Genomic DNA, 20,244 nt, shown 5'->3' on the forward strand with positions numbered 1-20,244 from the left:
AGATTATCCTTTGGAAATTAAAGATGTTTTCTAGTTGATTGTGCGTTTTGTACCTTTTTCTAAAGTTGGAGTGATTTGCAATTCTTCAACTTTAGAAAAAGGCTCCCTGAATCGCAGGAAGCCACAAAACCATACTATTAGATACCGGTATGGTTCTTATAGTAAAGGTGCAAGTTAGTAGAACACTTTATAAATTTTATAGTTTTAAGTTTATAGAGCATTTGAAAAATGGAAAAGCAAAAGCGATTCGATTTTCAACTTTAGAGGCAATTTGTAAAGCATTAGAGTGTCAACCTGGAGATATTTTAGAGTACAAAAGCGAAGAAGATACTTAAAGTACTTGAAAAATACGGATTGATTATGACCTGTTATCGGTATTGATATTTTTTAGTCACGGCTATTAAACTAAAAAATTTCCTATTCAACAATAGAAGTTATTGTGCTAACAGGTCAGTTTAATTGAATAATGGAGAATTTAATTATGCAGGAATAACAAGGTGCTGCTATAATAGCAAACCCCCTTTAGATACCGTTAAAGGGGGTTTTAAATAGATTATTATCGAATATATCCAAGTTACTTGTTATCAGCTCAAGCTTGCTTTACTATATCCTCCATCCAAAATTACTATATTTCATTTTTCTCCTCAGCTTTCCATTCACAAACGATGGATACTTGCCCATCATTCAGATGTCCAGTAATTGTCCCATTCATCTTATCCATTAAGCCTTTAACAATTGACAAGCCTAACCCAGTATTTTTACCTGAACGGGATTGATCTGCCATATAAAATCGATCGAAAATGCGGTCGACATCTTTTTCTGTTAATGAGTGTGCATCATTTTTAACAATCAGTCTAGCCATTGCATCTTTTTCCTCAAGACTTATGATGATATGACCATCTGAGTGGGTTATGGCATTGGAAATCAAATTTTCAATGACCCTTGTTACTGCTGATTCATCAGAGATAATGAATATATCGTTTTCTGGCATGTTAATAATTGGTTCCATATTTTTCTCATTAAAACGCTCGTAAGAACTCATTAATACATCTATTGTTAAATTCCTGATGTTCATTCGTTCTGACTTTATGTGAAGGTCGGTGGATTCAATAATGCTTAGCTCAAAAAAGTCACTTAATAAAGCCTCTAATCTTTTTGCTCGATTGTTTGCAATCGATAATAATTTCTTTCTTTCATCCGCTGTTACATCATCCGCTTCAGCCATCTGGATGTACCCTAAAATAGATGTTAATGGTGTTCTCAAATCATGGGACATATTAGCAACTGCCTGTCTCTGCTCATTTTCAAAATAGACTCTCTTTCTATTCTCTCTCACGTACAGATCAATAAGTTTATTAATTTCTACTCCAAGATTTTCAATATCTTTATCGATAAGTGACATATCGATTTTTTTGTTCGTTTTTCGATTGTTATAGATTTGTAACTGCTTGCTTATTTTTTTCACTTCTTTTTTTAGAGCGAATAAGCGAGTGAGCAAGGATACTGTCACAAAAAATATGATTATTACTACATACAACACTGCTCTCACCCGCTTATCTAAAATTATTTCAATTCTTTTCTTTTAAAAATGAATACACCACACAAGGTGATGATGATTATTGTTGTTACCCCAATAAGAATGGACTTTACAATTTCGCCATTTGTCATTTGAATTTTGAATACTTCGCTAAATTGACCAAAGATGGAATGCTCATAAATCATATTAATGAACGTTGACCTAGGAAGTTTTTCGATTGCAAACATAACAATTGTAAATAATATAGAAAAAATGATTGTTTTCCCACTGTCATCCGTAATAATGGCAATTACGATCATAATCGCTGTATAGCCTAGAAATTGAAGTGTAAATAAGCTAAACACTCTTCCTACATACATGATATTAGAAGGATTCAAGATATCACCGTGACCAAATAAGATGACTAAAATGATAGCTGTTACTAATGGAATCAGTATCGTAACAATGATGGAGCCAATTGAAAAAACAAGAAATTTCGCCATAAAAATATGAGATCTTTTATTACCACTTATTATTTGATTTTTGATTACACCGCTTTGTGAAAACTCAGTCGAGATAAAAAAACCGGCCAATGTACTAACAATTAAGTTGAAAAATAATGGCACGGTAAATGTTGATAAAGCATTTAGTTCACTTAACCCTGCACTGTCAAAGGCAGTACCCTCCATCTGCCACCAGCCAATTATGACAAGGTAATGTAATAGTGCACTTATTCCTGTTATCATTCCGGTTAATACCCAAAATGTTTTATTCCGTTGTAATTTATATAATTCCGTCCTGATTAGATTAGTCATTCTCTACACCCCCTACGAGCTTTGAAAAATAACGTTCAAGACTGTCACCTGTTTGTGAGAGATGTTCGATCACAAGACCATTGTCTGTTAAGACACGTGAAACTTTACGCACATCATCAAGATCACTGTAGAGTTTAATGGTGCCATCTGGCATAACCTCAAAATCAGTTGTAAATAGATTCTGTTCCAGTACGGTTGCCCCCATAGTTGGATGATCAACTTTTATTCGCAAATGTTGTTTGCACTTTTCATCCAGCTCTTTTGCTGTAAGCTCTTCAAGCAGTACCCCTTTATGGATTATGCCAAAACTAGTTGCGAGTTGATGGAGTTCACTTAATATATGGCTTGATATTAAAACGGTCAGTCCTTTTTCACGATTTAATTTTTTGATTAATCCCCTCAGCTCAACGATTCCCATTGGATCCAAGCCATTTGTTGGTTCATCTAAAATTAAGAATTCTGGTTCACTTAATAATGCAATTCCAAGTCCAAGCCTTTGCTTCATTCCAAGTGAAAAGTTTTTCGCCTTTTTCTTCCCTGTATCCGTAAGACCTACAAGATCTAGTGTTTTATTGATGCAGTCACTACCTGGAATACCTTTTTGTAATCGGTGGACTTCCAAATTTTCATATGCACTCATATTCGGTAAAAGTGCGGGATTTTCGATAATGGCACCGATTCTTTTCTGTCCATCTGTTAACTCTGATGGGTTATCACTTCCAAATAGTTCGATTGATCCACTTGTTGGGAAGGCAAGCCCCGTTACTAACCGTAGCATTGTTGATTTACCTGCACCATTTTGACCAATGAATCCATAAATTTCACCCTTTTTGATCGTGACATTGATATTTTCAATGGCAAAATCTTTTCCATATTTTTTTGAAAGGTTATTGGTTCTTAAAATATATTCACTCAACTTTTTAGCCTCCTTACTAGCTCTCCATTTAGTATGGGTCATAAATCATAAGAAAACCTAAGGCAAACCTAAAGAAAACCTTAAGATTTAATACGATAGCCCATTCCCCAAATGGTATCTATATAGTCTTCATTTGGATTCGCTTTGGAGAGTTTATTCCTTAAGTTACTCATATGGACATTTACCGTATTTTCATGCCCAAAGAAGGGCTCATTCCATACACTTTCGAATAGATTAGATTTTGAGAAGATTTTTTGTGGGGAGCTCAAGAGAAGGACTAGGATTGTATACTCACGGACTGTCAATGTAAGCCTTGTACCATTCACAATAACGCTTTTCGCTTCTAAATCAAGATGAATATCTTTATGAATTAACTGATCTCTCTTTGGGGCTTCATTGCTTTGTTTGTATCTTCTGAGCAGAGAATCAATACGTGCAGATACTTCTTCAACATCAAAAGGCTTTGAAATAAAATCGTCTGCACCAGATCGTAAATTATCAATTTTTGTCTGCTGTTCGCTTTTGGCGGAAATAATAATGACTGGAGTTGAGCCCTTCGTAGTGATTTCAACAAGAATGTCCTCTCCCTTAAGGCCTGGAAGCATTAAATCTAGTAAAACCAAATCCCACTTCTGTTTTTCTAAATAAATCATCGCCTCTGTTCCGGAATAGGCAGGTTGTGGGAAGTACTTACTTTTTTTTATAATTCTACATAGCAATTGATTAATATCATTATCATCTTCAACGACTAATATGTTTATTTGCTGTTCCATTTATAGTCTCCCTTCAAATATGTTACTAGTAAAATGAACCAAATCACGCACCAATCGATCGCAGTTGGAATGGAAAACGAACTTTATCATCTACCTTTCTATTAGTATAATCCTTTAGTTTCCCTTGATACATTAAATGAAGGTTAGATAATTTCTGCAAGTCATTTGGTGCAATTAGTGAGAGTGGCTTTTCGAAATCGGTGATTTTACCTTCTTCTAGTATTGATGCAACATACTGAGAACAGAAGAAAGCTTTTTTTCTGTTTATTGACTTATTGAATATAAACCCAAATAATCCGATAAAATTATAGCGATACTGTTCTTTTTCTGCTTCTATTTCTTGTATATAATGTTTCATTTTCTGGATTTGAGCCTCGGTTCCTTCAAATGAATAGATTGCACAGTCTGCTTGATTAAACAAACTTGTCTTCATGTCCTCTTTTACAAAACCACCAATAAAGGGGTTTCTTGAAGATTTTCTACCAAAACTATAAACCTCTAATAAATCAGAATCCAATGCGAATGAAGCATGATTATAGGTTTTCTTCGTATATAGCTTTATCAATTTTGTGAATAATGTACCTGTATTCGTTAAAAGAATATATCCCTTTTTGTCAGTCATAATCATCCCTCCCTACAGTTGTCAAAGAATCACTTTCTATTATCAATATACAGACTAAACAATAAGAAAAGCTTAATAGATTCCTTAAGAAAAGCTTAATTTTTCAAAATAAATCGTTTAAATTCAAAAGTTGAACGATATGCTTATATCAGGTTGCCCCTCGCTTATTCCTTGGTAAATAGTTTGACTTACAGGGTTTTTGTTATTGAATTAACAGACTATACTAAAATTAGAATAGAAAATTCAATAATGAGAGGAGTCTAAGCTTGGACATTTTCCATAAAACAGCACCTGAAAGTAACCTACCTAAGATTAGTAAGCCAGCAAATCGTGAGCTCCATAACGCAGGGTTTTACCGACTTGAGCAATTTACCAAAGTTACGGAATCAGATATTCTGAAAATCCATGGGGTTGGGCCGAAAGCGGTGAGAATACTGAATGATGTTCTTAAAGAGAAAGGGCTATCTTTTGCCAAAAAATCATAATACTCAGTTACCTCCTTTATCCATTCCCAATGTCTATAAAAATGACAAAAATCTCTCTATTTTGATTGTAAAACAGAGATTTTTGTCATTTTTATGATCGTGGTTATTTTTACACTCATACAGGTCATTCAGCGTACATTATCCTAACGATTTGCCGATTGTATGCCTCTGTCGATTACGATTCTAATTCCTTTTTATAGACGAAAAAGTACATACTCAATGGCCACCAAAGCACAGCAAAGATTGGATAGATTGCCCAAATTTCCTGTGGCGATGATCGTACATTCACACTAATAAAAAACACACTAACCAATAAGGTTGCATAGATAGAGAATCTAACATATGCTCTTCTTTTCATGTGATAAATTGTAAGTGGCCACCATAACACTGCAAATGCTGAGAAGATCACCCAAGGATACTGAGGGGAAAGAAATATATTTAGAATAAGATAATAAAGAATAATACTTGCACTACCTAACATTGCTACTCTCATTGTTTTTATTCGTTTCCCTAACATCACCATAATTGGACCCATCACAAGTGGGAGGACCACATATAAAACCCATGGATACTCCGGTGTATACATATAATTCTCCACGACCAGATAGATACAAATAAACAAGCTACTAAACATGGAAAGGAAGATGTATTTCTTCCTTGTTATACAGTACAAACCAACCGGAAACAAGAACAGTGCTATAGAGGGATAGATAGACCAAAAATAGCCCGAACTAGTTAAGAAATTAACAAGTAGTAAAAACCCAATAGTCAGCAAACTACCTGCTACAACAAAACCTTGATATGTCTTCATTTATTTCACTCCTCTACTTGATTCGCTTCCAATTGAAATACATCGTTAAAGGCCACCATAGTACAGCAAATGTCGGATAAACAAACCAAATGACACTTGGTGAATAATAGAAATTGATAAAGATAAATAATGATATAATAAGCAAACTTCCCCAGATCGAATACCCTAAGTTTAATTTTGTCATTTTCCTTTTATCAGATTTAACTGATTGAGTTATACCCAATTCATTCTTCAAATCTTCAATATCACCAAACTCTACAATGGCTTTATTAATCGCATCTTCTTCTGCCTTACCTTGCTCGATTAGATCCCACACTTTTTCTTCAAGGTTCTGCATGACCTCTTGCATAATCCCATTTTTTTGCTCACTCTCGGGTACATCATTAAATAACTCATCAACATGCTCTTTTAATTGCTTCAACTTAATCCCTCCATAAATAGATCAATAATCTCTTTTGTTGCCTTCCATTCTTCTACCGTTTCTTTTAAAAATGCTTTTCCAAGTGTTGTAATTTTGTAATACTTCCTCTTTCCACCTTTTGATACGCTCCCAAAGTAAGATTCAATTAAGTCCTTTTTTTCAAGTCTTTGAAACACAGCATATAACGTTGCTTCTTTTATTTGAAACCGATTATCTGTACGGAGGCTGATCTCTTTAGATATTTCATAACCATATCTATCCTCTTCTAAAATTAAACGCAAAATAATCGAATCCAAATGCCCACGAATAATATCACTTCTCATGAAAATGCCACTTCCTTACACTTAACTATTCTATCTGATAGAGTAATCATACAACCAAAGTACTCTATCTGTCAAAGTAATTTTTCAATCGCTACAAATAATTTAAATTGGAGCGAGGATTTCAAATTGAAGATGCACAGTGTTAAAACAATAACATCTCTTATTAACTGGTCGCAGATGTTCTTTTGTGTATACAATGTGTTGAAAACGTGTTAATCAATGGATTAACACGGGTTATCCTTGTTTTAGGTTAATGAAATTATTTTATTACATTTTACAAATTCAGTGGTTTTTCGGATGTAAAAACGACCTAACTCGTGAGCTAAGTCATTGTGTTATCTTTTATTCTCCTCTTCCTCAAACACTTCCACTTTCCAACATTGCAATTATGGAAGCTCCATGTCCTCTTTATCCACTATCATCATATGTTCTATATCCACTTTACCATCTGAAAATCCGTAACCATTTAAAGAGTGTTCTGGAAAGGTTTCTTGATCTTTTTGATCAAATGGAGCATATGCCAGCCCAACCTTCCCCATTTACTGCATATTCCTCTATTTCTTCTATAGATTTTTTACTTTTGTCTCTTTCAAAGGGTGCAAAGGAATTTTCTTAGTGTCTAATTGTAATAATAACGTGTGTTTAGGAAAAAACTAGTTAAAAAAGTGAAGATAGGGTGGCAAAAAAAATGGAAGAACGCGCAAAACCAAACAACGGGGCTTTTTGTATGAGTGAATATGATACATTAAAACGAGTAATCCTTTGTCAGCCTCAATATATGACAATCCGCGAAGTCATTAATGAAACACAAGAGCATTTTAAGAATGAAGGTATCCATATTGAACGCGCGCTTGAGCAGCACACTGAATTTGTCAAAACTCTTAAACAAAATGACATCGATGTGATTTTATTACCTTATCATAAAAAATATCCTGAACAGGTTTTTACTCGGGATATTGGTTTTACACTAGGACAGACAATCTTTGTTGCTAACATGGCCACAGATGTTCGTGTAGGTGAGGAAAACGTTTTAAAACAATGGCTAGAGGATGAAGAAATCTCCTATTATAATTTAGTCAAGGAACGAATTGAAGGTGGAGATATTGTAATAGATCAGGATACAATATACGTAGGACTAAGTAATCGGACGAATCAAAAAGCTGTTGATCAATTACAGCGTCTTTTAAATGAATTTACTGTCGTGCCTATCCCATTTACAGAAAAATACCTGCATTTGGATTGTATATTTAATGTCGTTTCACCTGATGTAGCTCTTATTTACCCGAATGCCTTATCACAAAAAGACATCGAGTTTTTTGCTTCTCGATATGATTTAATTGAAGTATCTGAAGAGGAACAATTTCAATTAGGTACAAATGTATTGTGTATCGGCAACAAACGAGTATTAAGCTTGCCAGTTAATAAGAATGTAAACAAACAACTTCGTGATCGGGGCTTTGAGGTTATTGAAGTTGATATTACAGAAATTATTAAATCTGGTGGATCATTTCGTTGTTGCACTCTACCTTTGCTAAGAGAAAGGTAAAATTAAATATAAAAATGCCCGTATAATGAACTTCATCTTGAAAGTTGTAGGTTGTTTATATGGGTTTTAGAAGAAATCTTATATAGAACGAGGAAATTCAAAAAGGAAAAGACTGCTCGTACTTAAGCAGTCTTTTCTAAACCTTTTACTTTATGCGAATCGTTTTTTAAGCGTAAACAACACTATAGTTCGATAATGATGTAGTCGTTGAAAATGAATATGAACCTTTTTTGTACGTTTGTATGTTCCTTACAAAGTCCTTTTAGCTATTTTTCTAGAAGCCAAAACAAACAATAAACCCATCCCAACTAAGAGAGCACCAAATAACAATATATCTCCGACTGATGTAGCTGTATTTGGTAACGTAACTCCACCTTGATTGTTTTCTCCCTTACCTTCAGAATGATTGTCGCCATTTACATTTTGTAAATTGTCCTCGTTATCGCTGTCTTCTCCTTCATTTCCTTTCATATCATCTGGATTTTCATCATCTACTTTGTCTTTATCCCCATTCGATTTGCCATCATCAGGATTTTCATTATGATCTGGTTCTTCATTATCTGTATTTGTACCACCGTCTGGTTGTTCATTATCAGGTTTTGAATCCTCATCTGGTTTATCCTCATCTGGGATTGTACCGTCATCTGGGTTTTCCTCATCCGGATTTGTACCATCTCCGGGGTCTGTACCTTCGTCTGGTTTATAGTCTGGATGATGAATGACTTCCTCTTCTAGAGTAGTTCCTTCAGATACTACCTTTACATGAAAAGGATCAGTAACTGTTAGTTCTTCCTTTGTTGTAAACGTAATGCTGTAGTTTCCTTTTTCATCTGCTAGAAACTCATCAATATACATTAAATGCTCAGAAGTTTGTTCCTTCACTTTCATAACTGTAATCGTTAACGTTTTATTAGCAATTGATGGAGATTGTCCGCTCACTTTATATGTTCCATCTCCATTATTTACAGTAGCCGCTAGTACTGACATTGGTATACATAAACATAGAAACAATCCTACAACCATCATTGAAATGATTTTTTTCATCCTTTACCTCCAAAACAATCTGTCATTAAAACTTCAACCAGTGGAGTCTGGATTTCTCCAACCTTCCACTGGTAATCTTGCAAAATACAAACCTCTTTAACCCTGTTACGCTGAATAATATAAAATAGAAACTATTTTACAGGGCCTTTTGGCGTAAAACTGGACGCTTCGCTTTTTCATCCCAGATCCAAATTGTTTGGAAGTTCCAAGCAAATGTTTCTTCATAAAAGCGTTGAGTCTCATATATATCCTGACTAACACCAAGTCCTTTTTCATTGCTTTGTGACTCTTCTGTTACCCCTTCTTTATCTACAGTCATAGTAGCCGTTGCATAATTGTTCGTTAAACTAGCTGTATGACCACCCAGTACACGGCCAACGATACGATTAGCACTTGAAGGTGTTGTGACAGATCCATTTAAAGCAATTGTGTTTTTTACGACAGTTTCGTTGTAGGCATAACCAGTAATTCCGCCAGCATTGCTTTTTTCGGCATGAACATTTCCTGCAGCATACGAATTTTCAGTGATGCTTCCAGAGTTTGCAATCCCTACTAATCCACCTGCTTGACTTGCTTTCGATGTTACATCTGCAGCTGAATAGCTATTTAGAATGACTCCTTCGGTATAACCGACTAAACCACCAACTGAATGACTACCAACTACCTTACCTGTTGTATAGCTATTTTCAATTGTTCCGTTGTTGAATTCTGCCAATATACCTGTTTGTGGTGTGCCAGCAATCCCAGTAACCTTCGCATGTTCAATTCCCACATTTTTAATCGTTCCATCATTAAAATGGAAGAGCGCTCCAGTAGCTGAAGTGAAATTCGAAATGACATAACCATTGCCATCAAAGCTACCAGTGAATAGAACCTGTTTAGCAATTGGTTCGATTGTATTGCTCGCTAAGTCTAAATGATTTGCCAGTATATACTTTTCAGTTGGAAAATCATTTATGACCGCTAAATCTTCAGCCGAATCAATGATGTAATGTCCATTTTCATCTTGCTTAAGATTTGGGGTATTAGGTCCTGCAGAGCTTTCAGTATTTTCCGGATTAGCCTTTAATACCGGACGTTCAGCAACTTTATCCCAAGCCCATACCTGATCAAAATCCCAGCCTAGACCAGTTTCAAAAGTTGACTGTGATTTCAATTCCTTACTCGTTTTACCAATTCCTTTTTCATTATCTGGTCCATCCTCTCCTACGCCTTCTTGACTTGCAAGCATGCGTTCATCAGCAATATTATTCTTTAATGTAGCTGTATCACCTGATTTAACACGTCCAACAATTCGATTGGCTGCACTTGTCGTAATCGCATAAGGATTTAATGCCGCATTGTTTTGTATAACAGTCTTTTCATAAGCATAGCCACTTAAGCCACCCGCATTGCTTTCACCTGCACTTACCGTACCAGCTGCATAACTAGTTTCTGTTGTACTACCTTTCTCTGTAATGCCAACTAAACCGCCTGCTTGTTTACCAGTTGCTAAAACCTGTGAGGTCGAGTAACTATCTTTCACAATTCCAGTGGAATAACCAACTAAACCACCAACTGTATTTTTACCTGTTACCCAACCTGTTGAATATGAATTCTCCACAGATCCGTTGTTTGTATTGACGAGAATTCCTACTTTGCTGTTTGATGTCGTGATTTTTGCATCTATCATAGCAAAGTTTTTTATTGTTCCGTTATTTTCTTCAACTATTCCACCTATAGTAGATTGATAATGAACAATAGATTTTCCATTCCCGTCCAACGTTCCACTGAACGTTGGGATTGAAATCGGATTCGTTACCCCTTCAAAGTCAAGGTCAGCTGTTAGAATATACTGTTCTTCAGGATACTGATTGATATTTTGTAAGTCTTCAATCGTTTCGATCATGTAAGAACCACTTTTATCCTTCTCAAGCTTTGGTGCATCAACTGGGTCAGTTGGCACCTGTTCGCCATTGACCTGTAGCTTAGGTCTTTCATTTATAGCATCCCATGCCCAAACGCTATTAAAATCCCAGCCTAGGTCTTCTTCAAATGTACCTTGATTCTTTAAGTCTTCGGCTGTTATCCCAAGACCTTTTTCATTATTTTCCTTCTCCTCCGTTGTCCATTCCTTATTAACAACCATGTCCTCATTGGCAATATTGTTGCTTAATGTAGCTGTTTCTCCAGCTAGCACTCTACCAACAATTCGATTTGCTGCTGTTTCAGTGGTAACCGATGGATTTAATGCTGCATTGTTTTGAATAACAGTTGTATTGTATCCATAGCCGCTAAACCCACCTGCATTACTTATAGCAGAATGGACAGTACCACTTGCAAAGCTTGTCTCAGTCGTACTTCCACGACCTGTGATTCCAATGAGACCACCTGATTGTTTTTGTGTGGCTGTGACATCTGCAGTTGAATAGCTATTTTTCACAAGCCCATAAGAATAGCCGACTAATCCTCCGACGGTACTTTTACCAGTAATTTGCCCCGTTGAATAGGAGGTTTCAACTGTTCCATTGTTTGTATTGACAAGTATTCCGACATTATTCTTTTCTGATTGGATATCTGCATTTTCCATGGCAATGTCTTTAATCGTTCCATTGTTGACTTCAATTAATCCACCATTTTCAGATTTGTAGTTCAATAATGTATTTCCATTTCCGTCGAGAACACCAGAAAAATGACCAATCGTAATCAATTCTGAAGCATCAGCAAAATCTAGATTGTTCATCACTATATATTGTTCTTTTGGATATGCATTTAACTGTTGTAAATCTTCCAATTGATTAATCATATAGAAGCCATTTTCATCCTGCTCCAATGCTGGACCTTCCTCAATAGGCTCTTCAGGGTCTTCAAGCTCACTATGAATTCTTAACACAGGAATTTTATTTTCTTGATCCCAAATCCATACATTGTCAAGATCCCAGCCCAATACTTGACTATAGGTTGTCTGGCTATTAATCTCTTCTTTTGACAATCCTTTTCCTTTTTCAGTTGTCGGAGATTCTTCTGTAATTCGTTCTACATCTACCTCCATCTCAGTACTAGCATAGTTATTATTCAACGTTGCCTTGTTTCCTGCTAATACACGACCTACAACACGATTTGCACTTGTTGGTGTCTTCACTGATGGATTTAAAGCAATGACATTTTGAACAACCGTTCCGTTGTATCCATAGCCGGTAATTCCTCCAGCATTACTTGATTGTGCAACGACAACTCCTGTCGCATAAACATTTTCAGTTGTGCTACCTGTATTCGTGATCCCAACTAAGCCTCCTGCTTGCTTAGAACTAGCTGTTACATCAGCATTCGAATAACTATTTCGAATCATCCCATTGGAATATCCAACTAATCCACCTACAGTATTTTCTCCAACAACGACTCCAGTTGAATAGCTATTTTCGACTATGCCATTATTGACATTAACTAACACACCTGTTTGTGGTGCACCCTTTTCACCTGTTATATCGACGTCGACCATCGCAATATTTTTAATCGTCCCGCCATTCATATGGAACAATGCCCCTGTTGCTGATTTGAAATTGGTTAATTTTTTACCATTCCCATCAAAAATACCCATATACGGGACATCGACAGCTAGTGACGTAAATACATCCCCATTAAAATTCAGGTCATTCATTAATAGATAATTGGCATTAGGGAATTTATTGGTTTCTTTTAAATCTTCAATTGTTGTAATCTTGTAAAAACCATTCTCGTCTTTTTCTAATGCTGGTTGATTTCCTTGATTACTATCTGTGGTTTCTCTATTTTGTTTTAATAGAGGACGTTCGCTCCTCTCATCCCATGTCCAAATTGTTTTAAAATCCCAGCCTGCTTCTTCATAGATCGCTTGATTTTTTAGCTCTTCACTACTCTTACCAAGACCTTTTTCATTATTAGGACCTTCGTTCGTAATCGTTTCTTTACTTACCATCATTTTGTTAGTTGCGATATTGTTTACTAGTGTTGCTTTTTCACCATTTAATACCCGAGCTACAATTCGGTTTGCACTACTTGTCGTAATAACAGACGGATTAAGTGCGAAGCTATTTTGAATGAGTGTATTGTTATACGCATAACCACTAATACCTCCAGCATTGCTGCTTCCTGCCGTTACTGACCCTGTAGCATAGACATTTTCAGTGATACTGTCTCTATTGGTAATACCAACTAAGCCGCCCGCTTGCTTTGAAGATGCTTTAACACTGGCAGTAGAGTAACTATTACGAATCACTCCGTTTGAATAACCAACTAAGCCACTAACGTTGGACACACCATTAATTGAACCAGTTGTGTATGAGTTTTCAACTGTTCCATTATTTAAATCAACGAGTATTCCTGTATCATTTGTAGAAGAATTAATATTTGCATCTAATATGGCAAGATTCTTAATCGTTCCATCATTGACACTAAATAATCCAGCACCACTTTCGGAAGCAATTTGAACGCCTTTAATATGATGGCCATTTCCATCAAACACCCCAGTAAATGGGATTCCATCAGAGCCAATTGCCTGTAACACATCATTATTTCCAATAATATCTTTTGTCAGTTGATAATATTTGTCTGGATAATATTTAATCTTTTCAAAGTCTGATAAATGATCAATTTTGTAAGGTTTCTCCTCTGTTCCTTCGCCATCCATTGCTTCTCTAACAATTTGAGATGGTAGGAGCTGATTTTGACTTTTAAGATTATCCCAAATAAATACTTTCACTGTATTCTGGTCATTGTATGCGAGTGGTTCATCAAAAAGGATGACTTGTTCTCTACCTAAACCTTCTAATTCAACCTCTTTCATTTGCACATCAAGTAATTTTGTTCCTGTTTGGTCATATTTTGCACCAATGACAGTAACATCCTCAGCAGAACCAGGATAATTTAATAATCCAACTCCATTAAACGTGCCATCTTCTAGTTCAAGACTTGTTAATTCCATATGGTTTTCTGGGGGAGTCAATGTTAATTCATCAATGACAGCACCCTTACTGTTATAAACCTTTAATGTTAACGACTCATCATTTGTCTCTAAAATCATTCCAGTTTGGTCATTTTCATCATAGACAATGTTGTCCCAATCAAACGATTGATTTTCATAAAATTTAGGTCCAGATGAACCGATTGTGACAAAGGTTGTTCCCATGTTCATCGCTTCTTGACTATTGTCCATGACATCATTATTAATTGTGTTACGTTTATACACATGGTCATGTCCACCAATGTGAAGGTTCACGCCTAACTGTTGAACAAGTTTTGTCATTTGTGCCCTTTTCGTATTCATTCCAGGGTCATCACTATGACTTCCTCCATAATATGGGAAGTGTTCAACAACAATTTTCCACTTTTTATCTGTCTGACGCATATCTGTTTCAAGCCATTCAAGTTGTTCTTCTGTAAAATCCATCGAATTTAGTACTGCAATGTGAACATCCCCATAATCGAAAGAATAATTACCTTCTGAGTATGTCCCCTCTCCATTTTCAGGTAGATTGAAGAAATTTCGATAAGAACTTACATCAGAATCTTGGACAAGCTCATGGTTTCCAATCACATTTGCAGATAATAGATTTAAATCTTTGTAGACCGTATCAAAAACATCTGTCCAAACATGGGTAAAACCTGCATCATTTACGATGTCCCCTACTTGAACCATAAGTTTACCTTGATCATTTTTTTGTTTAAGAACATCTAACATGTTTGTGAAAAGATCAAAACTTTCCGGATTACGATCTGATACTTGTAGGTCCCCCATAAAATAAACCGTTGTTTCGTCTGACTCAGGAGCTGTTTCAAAAGAATGAACCTCGCTCCATGGACCTTCTGGAGTCATTCCATAACGGTATTCGTACTCTGTGCCTGTTTGTAGACCTGAAAGATCTGCCTCATGGGAAGCTAGTATTCGATATGTACCGCTAGCAATATCATCCCCGTATGCTGATTCAAAGTAGTCTACTTCTGTTTTTGAAACAAGATCACTGCTCCATTCAGATGATGTTGATGGCTTATATTGTACATAAGCTTCATCTAAAGTTTTATCCGTTACTAATGTGATACCTACTTCGTTTTCTGTTGCACCGATATTGACAATCGGCATGAATTCATTTAGCACTTTATCGGCATCAAGCTCGCTACCATCTATCACAATACGAATCAGCTCAACTCCGGAATTCCCTTTCGAATCGGTTGCATAATAACGGACGAAGTATTCACCATATTCTTCTACTGTGAACCGATTATCCGGACTATCAACTAAACCTTTCGTATTGAATACTTCTACTTTTAAATTAGGCGTTTCACCACTATCATCAGATGCAATTGCCCCAGGAACCGTAACGGTTTCACCTAATTTAGCTGTTTTAGGCAGATCACCATCGATTTCAATATCTGGGGAAAAATCTGTACCGTTCGTAACTTCACCGACCCAGATTGGTGCACTAATAACTTCATCCCCGTCATGTTGAATCACTTTTAAGAAGAAATAATCGCCGTCATGACTAGCAATTTTTTCATCCTGCTCAAATTCATTGCTATTAATTTCCGTATACTCTTTGACCATTTCACCTTTGTTTGTGTAAATCGTCACACGTTCAATCAAATCCTCCGCATCAGGATCCTTTAATGAGATGTTCATCTTTAATTCCTTCGTGTCACTTGGAAGAATCGAGCCAAGGATGTTTCCGTTTGCTGAATATCCTAAAACGAAGTTCTCATCAAACGATGCATATGTACGGCGATTTGCCATCGCATCATGAATAGCTTCTCTTGTTAATTCTTCAGTCCATAGCCCTGTTAAGGCAGGGTTGCTCGTTCCCCAATTTACTTGGTGCTCGTCCCCACTATAGGTTGGAGATAGATGCCAGCCTTTATCTAAAGCTTTTACAAAGTTAGTAAAATAACTGGAAACTTTATATTCAAACAAGGTCACATTATCATCAACATCTTTATTAAAATGTCTAAATTCATTAAAATCTCCCCAACCACTTGCACTTGGATGATTTAATTGAGCAATGGCTGTAGGGTCGTCAGCAACACGTCCATAGAACGTTGGAAGATCATATTTTAAATCGCCAATTCCGAATTGTCCTGTTGCCCCTACTCCGTATGTTCTCGGGAACCATTCCGCATTATATATGTTTACATGACCGGACATGTCATACCATGTTAATTCAACACCAGGCACTGTAGCAAAGGTATCTGTAGCATATTGATCGTGTTCCTCTCTCGTGTACTTATACTCTTCTGAATAAGAATCTCGATAGTCTTTAAGAAAATCATTCCCTGAAGTTATATCAAAAGTCACTTCATGCTCTGCTGTTCCAAAGAAATCAAGATTTGTATTTGCTTGAACATATTCAAACGCATCTTTCGGTAATAACTTTCCATCACTTATCGATGTATGTGAATGAAATTCCCCCCTATACAATTTCATTCCTAAATACTCTGACCGCTCTTCTTCACTCTTTTTATCATTTTGACCATTTTCTACCCCAAATGCTTGAATAGGAAGTATTTGAATAATGAATGCAAAAATAATAACTAGAGTCATAACATGTTTAACTCTCATTTACCTTTTAAGCTCCTTTCTTCTCCTAGTATTAAATCCTTTTCATCGTACATGAGTAATATGAAGCAGAAATGAATCCATTATTAAGAAACGTCGAATTGTGTTAATTTTCAGTAAATAATGTGATAATTGTAAAAATAAGGGGTTTGTATGTCGAATCTGGACTATATGTGATTGAATCTAAAGTACTGATTATCATAATCACTCTACTAGTTTTTTGATTCGAATTATGATATATAAAGCACCAACCCTTACTCCCCACTTATAAAGTCATACAACTTATGTCGATTCTCCCGACGTACTTCTATAATCAATATATTCCGCAGTACTTGGTAAAAATATCCTTCAAATGTTTTCCGGATTTTCCCTCTTTTTTTAGCAAATACAGTCTGTTTAAAGGCATGAACGATATCATCAGTAAAATAACCTAATGTTCTTCTTAAATTCAATTTTTGATAGACCATTAATACCCGATTCCAGAGTTTATAAATCTCGATTGCGCTAAAAAAGGGAGATGTGACTTCAATAAAATCTGCCGGGATTGATTCTGGTAGATAGCTTGAATCTAATTCGGTTAATGCTGGTTCTGCTGACCGCTCCTTTACGTTAGTAGGTTTTATTTTTTTCTCACAGAGTGAGCTTTGCTTATTCTCTGTTTTATTAGGTGTGACAGATGGAATGACACCTTGGGGTGACTCATTATTATTTAGCAACGAATCAATAGGCTCATATGCTTGAATTACCAAGAGATTCACACCTTGTTTTCCATTCATTCGAGCTGTTGGTACTTTCTTAAGGATTCCTTTTTCTACTAATACTTTTACTGCCCGAATCACTGTTCTGCGACTTACTTTTACTTGCTCCGCTATGTACTCATATTTGGCAAATGAAACACCGATGACTTTAACAGAATGCCTCCATATTAGCTGAAGTACTGAAAGCGTACCTTCTGACAATTCAGCTTTATACTTGTACAAAAATCCTCGTACAGATTGATCCATTTCTTCTACACTATTAAATGACTGGTATTTTTGGATGGTTTCATAATTTAATTTTTCCACGCTACGTCGCTCCCTACGCTTTGGTTAATGTAAAAGGGGTGATGTACATGTTGAAAACCGCACACTTTTCCCCTTCACTGCTTATATAGGGTTTATTATCGATAGAGTAGCGTTTCACTTTAAGAAATAGCAAACGTTTTTCGCGGGAGGAAAGATTAGTAGTTTTAGTAATAAAAAGAAGAGCATGGATTTTTTAAAAATCTGTTACATGATAATGGTTAGCCCCCCACGCAAATAAAAAAGAGGATACCCCTATTGGAATATCCTTAATTAAATACAAGTACCAGCAAAATAATTATTAATTTATGCACTTAAACTTTTCCTCCACTTTTGCCACAATCTTATTCGTAATAGACTTTAATTTGTATTCTCCATTCTCTTGCCAAATCGTCTTTTTTACGAATATTCCTCTTCCATTTATACTTACCTGACTTATTCATCTATTTTATCAGAAGGGTTTGTGTTTTTTCAGTTATCTCGTAAATAAGGAGAAGCAAACGCCTCAACGAATAACCCAGATCGTATAATAGCGTCTTTTGCCTTCATACAGTCTCTATTTGCCCCAATATACATATAGTAATCGTATCCAAAGTGAACAAAAAATTGATTTTTAATGCCTATTTTGCACCAAATTACATTCCGTAATGTCAACTTTGCTAACTCTTGGACTTCCTGAACCGTTATTGCTTTTCCAATCCAAGTCTTTGATAAAAATTCAGTAGCCTTTTGACATTTCACCTCTTCAGACCATTGCTCCAAGTCAGTTACATAAAGCCTATTTAAACCCATTTCAGCCATAAATGAACTGATTGCATTTATGTAATTTTGCTCTGTTTTTCGATATTCTTCTATCCTAACCTTTGCCCCAACTTCTGAAAAACAAGTCCATTCTTCATCGATCAGATAACTTCCTTCACCATCTCTGTTTAAAGGGTTATATTTTGTTACTCTCCAAGAATACAATGACGAACTTCTCCTCCTAGACTAAATAAAGCTATAAATCATCCAACGAAACGACTTCACCACTTACCGCATTCACTCCATATTGACAATCTAATTTTCCGCATAAAACATATTGTTTTTGTTCAAAATCATATACATAGTAAGGTTTTAGCTCAAACAATTCTTTGATTTTTTCATAGGCTTCATCTTTCGTTATTGTAACTTTATCCGGTGCTGCAAATTGATCAAACATCTCCAACATCGGTTTATTATCCATGAAATTAATGGCTTGAAGACTCGTTGCATCAATCATGACATTCATTTTCCTTTGAAAGACACGACTATCCTGTTTATCCAGTTTCAATGTTGCATGAATGTAACCTTTATCACGATGAAATGTTTTCACTATCCATTTTCCAGTGTCATTCGGATATTCCTGACGTAAAAAGTCCTTGACTGCCATCACACATTTATCTTGCTCGATCTTTGTGATTGGAAATGAATCAGGTGATGCTTCACATAAAAAGACTTGTTCTGCTGTTATATCCTCAACTAAACGAATCTCTTTTCTTTCAAATGGTTTAATAGTTTCTATATTAAATGATTCGTCCCAATAAAGGGTTTTGTCTATCACCAAATATGACCTTTCATCCACAAACACTTCAAATGGAATCGTCAACATTTGCTTATTCGTCACATAAATCTCTTCGACCCCATAGATAGGCGATAACTTTTCCTGTTCATTGGAAGGAAATTCAACCAATTTTAATTGTTCCTTTGCTAAATACTCCACCATTTCAAGGGTAAGCGAATACGTTTCTTCCTTAATCATTTCTTTAGAAGGAAATTGACCATGTATAGAGAACAAGGTGAGATTCCCATCTTGATCGAAATGAACGTCAATAAATCCAGATGGAGAAACCGCAACACCATCCATACATTCCATAAAGTGAAGTTCCCCTTCCTCTTCTTTATGTAGTTGAAATTGAGTCCCATAGGTCAGTCCTGTTTCAAATTCGATCCATTTTATGATTTCACTTGCGTTTAAACTAGAAAACGATACACCATCTTTTGCAAATGTCTTACCCATTACAAAAATAACACTCTCAAACTTACGTGTATCCACATTCATTTCTATAACAGCTGCACCTTCTGGGTTTGAATCATCATCCTCTTGTTCAGTCACATGATTAGGAAACCACTCCATACAAAGTGTATAAACAGTATTTTTGAAGATGTTGACGTTTCGATAAAAACTTTGTCGTTCTAAGTAGTAATTATCTAATCCGAATTTTGTCTTTGTAAAGTCTATTAATCCCTCTAACCTTGATTTCATGTGATTTGACCTCACTTTTAATTTTATTGCGGAAAATTAGAACATCTTAATTGCTATTACTCTACTATT

The 20,244-nt window shown here is 35.7% G+C and carries 16 protein-coding genes and 1 pseudogene; 3 read left to right on the forward strand and 14 right to left on the reverse strand.

The features are described 5' to 3' along the window. Positions 1-221: 221 nt before the first annotated feature. Positions 222-335: pseudogene (locus AC6CHR_RS18255) on the forward strand (helix-turn-helix domain-containing protein); the annotation flags it as partial. A gap of 290 nt (positions 336-625) precedes the next feature. On the opposite strand, the gene AC6CHR_RS18260 reads toward AC6CHR_RS18255, so the two are convergent. The 5 genes from AC6CHR_RS18260 to AC6CHR_RS18280 all read right to left on the reverse strand — a co-directional run bounded on the left by AC6CHR_RS18260 (position 626) and on the right by AC6CHR_RS18280 (position 4,642). After that, positions 626-1,540, reverse strand: a complete 915-nt coding sequence (locus AC6CHR_RS18260; protein ID WP_498250499.1) for a sensor histidine kinase — start codon at positions 1,538-1,540, stop codon at positions 626-628. A gap of 23 nt (positions 1,541-1,563) precedes the next feature. Continuing rightward, positions 1,564-2,331, reverse strand: a complete 768-nt coding sequence (locus tag AC6CHR_RS18265; RefSeq protein WP_498250441.1) for an ABC transporter permease — start codon at positions 2,329-2,331, stop codon at positions 1,564-1,566. After that, positions 2,324-3,247 carry an ATP-binding cassette domain-containing protein gene (locus AC6CHR_RS18270; RefSeq protein ID WP_498250442.1) on the reverse strand — a complete coding sequence of 308 codons (924 nt, stop codon included), beginning with the start codon at positions 3,245-3,247 and terminating at the stop codon, positions 2,324-2,326. The genes AC6CHR_RS18265 and AC6CHR_RS18270 overlap by 8 nt, the downstream gene beginning before the upstream one ends. Positions 3,248-3,327: 80 nt before the next feature. Beyond that, on the reverse strand, positions 3,328-4,020 hold the full coding sequence (locus tag AC6CHR_RS18275; RefSeq protein ID WP_498250443.1) for a response regulator transcription factor: 693 nt from the start codon (positions 4,018-4,020) through the stop codon (positions 3,328-3,330). 43 nt (positions 4,021-4,063) lie between these two features. Continuing rightward, entirely contained in the window at positions 4,064-4,642 is a 579-nt protein-coding gene (locus tag AC6CHR_RS18280; protein ID WP_498250444.1) for a hypothetical protein, read from the reverse strand. A 266-nt stretch (positions 4,643-4,908) separates the two neighbouring features. Here AC6CHR_RS18280 and AC6CHR_RS18285 point away from each other — a divergent pair, with 266 nt between their 5' ends. Next, the gene (locus AC6CHR_RS18285; RefSeq protein WP_498250445.1) at positions 4,909-5,127 is read left to right on the forward strand and encodes a helix-hairpin-helix domain-containing protein; all 219 of its coding nucleotides are present in this window, start codon (positions 4,909-4,911) and stop codon (positions 5,125-5,127) included. Positions 5,128-5,302: 175 nt separating this feature from the next. Here AC6CHR_RS18285 and AC6CHR_RS18290 read toward each other — a convergent pair whose 3' ends face one another. The 4 genes from AC6CHR_RS18290 to AC6CHR_RS18305 form a co-directional block, all read right to left on the reverse strand. Then, positions 5,303-5,938, reverse strand: coding sequence for a hypothetical protein (locus tag AC6CHR_RS18290; RefSeq protein ID WP_498250446.1), 636 nt, complete (start codon positions 5,936-5,938; stop codon positions 5,303-5,305). Between the two features lie 13 nt (positions 5,939-5,951). Continuing rightward, the gene (locus AC6CHR_RS18295; RefSeq protein WP_498250447.1) at positions 5,952-6,359 is read right to left on the reverse strand and encodes a permease prefix domain 1-containing protein; all 408 of its coding nucleotides are present in this window, start codon (positions 6,357-6,359) and stop codon (positions 5,952-5,954) included. After that, positions 6,356-6,682 carry a PadR family transcriptional regulator gene (locus tag AC6CHR_RS18300; RefSeq protein ID WP_498250448.1) on the reverse strand — a complete coding sequence of 109 codons (327 nt, stop codon included), beginning with the start codon at positions 6,680-6,682 and terminating at the stop codon, positions 6,356-6,358. Before AC6CHR_RS18300 ends, AC6CHR_RS18295 begins: the two co-directional genes overlap by 4 nt. 386 nt (positions 6,683-7,068) lie before the next feature. Beyond that, a complete protein-coding gene (locus AC6CHR_RS18305) occupies positions 7,069-7,221 on the reverse strand; it encodes a hypothetical protein (RefSeq protein ID WP_498250449.1) in 153 nt (50 codons plus the stop codon). A gap of 149 nt (positions 7,222-7,370) precedes the next feature. Here AC6CHR_RS18305 and AC6CHR_RS18310 point away from each other — a divergent pair, with 149 nt between their 5' ends. Then, positions 7,371-8,228 carry a dimethylarginine dimethylaminohydrolase family protein gene (locus tag AC6CHR_RS18310; RefSeq protein WP_498250450.1) on the forward strand — a complete coding sequence of 286 codons (858 nt, stop codon included), beginning with the start codon at positions 7,371-7,373 and terminating at the stop codon, positions 8,226-8,228. A 249-nt stretch (positions 8,229-8,477) separates the two neighbouring features. Here the strand turns inward: AC6CHR_RS18310 and AC6CHR_RS18315 are convergent, their stop codons facing one another. The 5 genes from AC6CHR_RS18315 to AC6CHR_RS18335 all read right to left on the reverse strand — a co-directional run bounded on the left by AC6CHR_RS18315 (position 8,478) and on the right by AC6CHR_RS18335 (position 20,175). Beyond that, positions 8,478-9,272, reverse strand: a complete 795-nt coding sequence (locus AC6CHR_RS18315; RefSeq protein WP_498250451.1) for a hypothetical protein — start codon at positions 9,270-9,272, stop codon at positions 8,478-8,480. 136 nt (positions 9,273-9,408) lie between these two features. Next, positions 9,409-16,836 carry a GLUG motif-containing protein gene (locus AC6CHR_RS18320; protein ID WP_498250452.1) on the reverse strand — a complete coding sequence of 2,476 codons (7,428 nt, stop codon included), beginning with the start codon at positions 16,834-16,836 and terminating at the stop codon, positions 9,409-9,411. A 251-nt stretch (positions 16,837-17,087) separates the two neighbouring features. Next, entirely contained in the window at positions 17,088-17,897 is an 810-nt protein-coding gene (locus tag AC6CHR_RS18325; RefSeq protein ID WP_498250453.1) for a helix-turn-helix domain-containing protein, read from the reverse strand. A gap of 468 nt (positions 17,898-18,365) precedes the next feature. Beyond that, on the reverse strand, positions 18,366-18,860 hold the full coding sequence (locus AC6CHR_RS18330; protein WP_498250454.1) for a hypothetical protein: 495 nt from the start codon (positions 18,858-18,860) through the stop codon (positions 18,366-18,368). A gap of 31 nt (positions 18,861-18,891) precedes the next feature. Then, positions 18,892-20,175: a hypothetical protein gene (locus tag AC6CHR_RS18335; protein WP_498250455.1), complete on the reverse strand. Its 1,284-nt coding sequence runs from the start codon at positions 20,173-20,175 to the stop codon at positions 18,892-18,894. Between the last annotated feature and the right edge of the window lie 69 nt (positions 20,176-20,244).

This window comes from Metabacillus sp. GQ13, from assembly GCF_059758525.1.

Coding starts and splice junctions, on each gene's coding strand:
- AC6CHR_RS18280 (WP_498250444.1), bottom strand. CDS start 4,642: ATGACTGACAAAAAGGGATATATTCTTTTAACGAATACAGGTACATTA.
- AC6CHR_RS18335 (WP_498250455.1), bottom strand. CDS start 20,175: ATGAAATCAAGGTTAGAGGGATTAATAGACTTTACAAAGACAAAATTC.
- AC6CHR_RS18310 (WP_498250450.1), top strand. CDS start 7,371: ATGGAAGAACGCGCAAAACCAAACAACGGGGCTTTTTGTATGAGTGAA.
- AC6CHR_RS18275 (WP_498250443.1), bottom strand. CDS start 4,020: ATGGAACAGCAAATAAACATATTAGTCGTTGAAGATGATAATGATATT.
- AC6CHR_RS18300 (WP_498250448.1), bottom strand. CDS start 6,682: ATGAGAAGTGATATTATTCGTGGGCATTTGGATTCGATTATTTTGCGT.
- AC6CHR_RS18305 (WP_498250449.1), bottom strand. CDS start 7,221: ATGGGGAAGGTTGGGCTGGCATATGCTCCATTTGATCAAAAAGATCAA.
- AC6CHR_RS18315 (WP_498250451.1), bottom strand. CDS start 9,272: ATGAAAAAAATCATTTCAATGATGGTTGTAGGATTGTTTCTATGTTTA.
- AC6CHR_RS18320 (WP_498250452.1), bottom strand. CDS start 16,836: ATGAGAGTTAAACATGTTATGACTCTAGTTATTATTTTTGCATTCATT.
- AC6CHR_RS18290 (WP_498250446.1), bottom strand. CDS start 5,938: ATGAAGACATATCAAGGTTTTGTTGTAGCAGGTAGTTTGCTGACTATT.
- AC6CHR_RS18265 (WP_498250441.1), bottom strand. CDS start 2,331: ATGACTAATCTAATCAGGACGGAATTATATAAATTACAACGGAATAAA.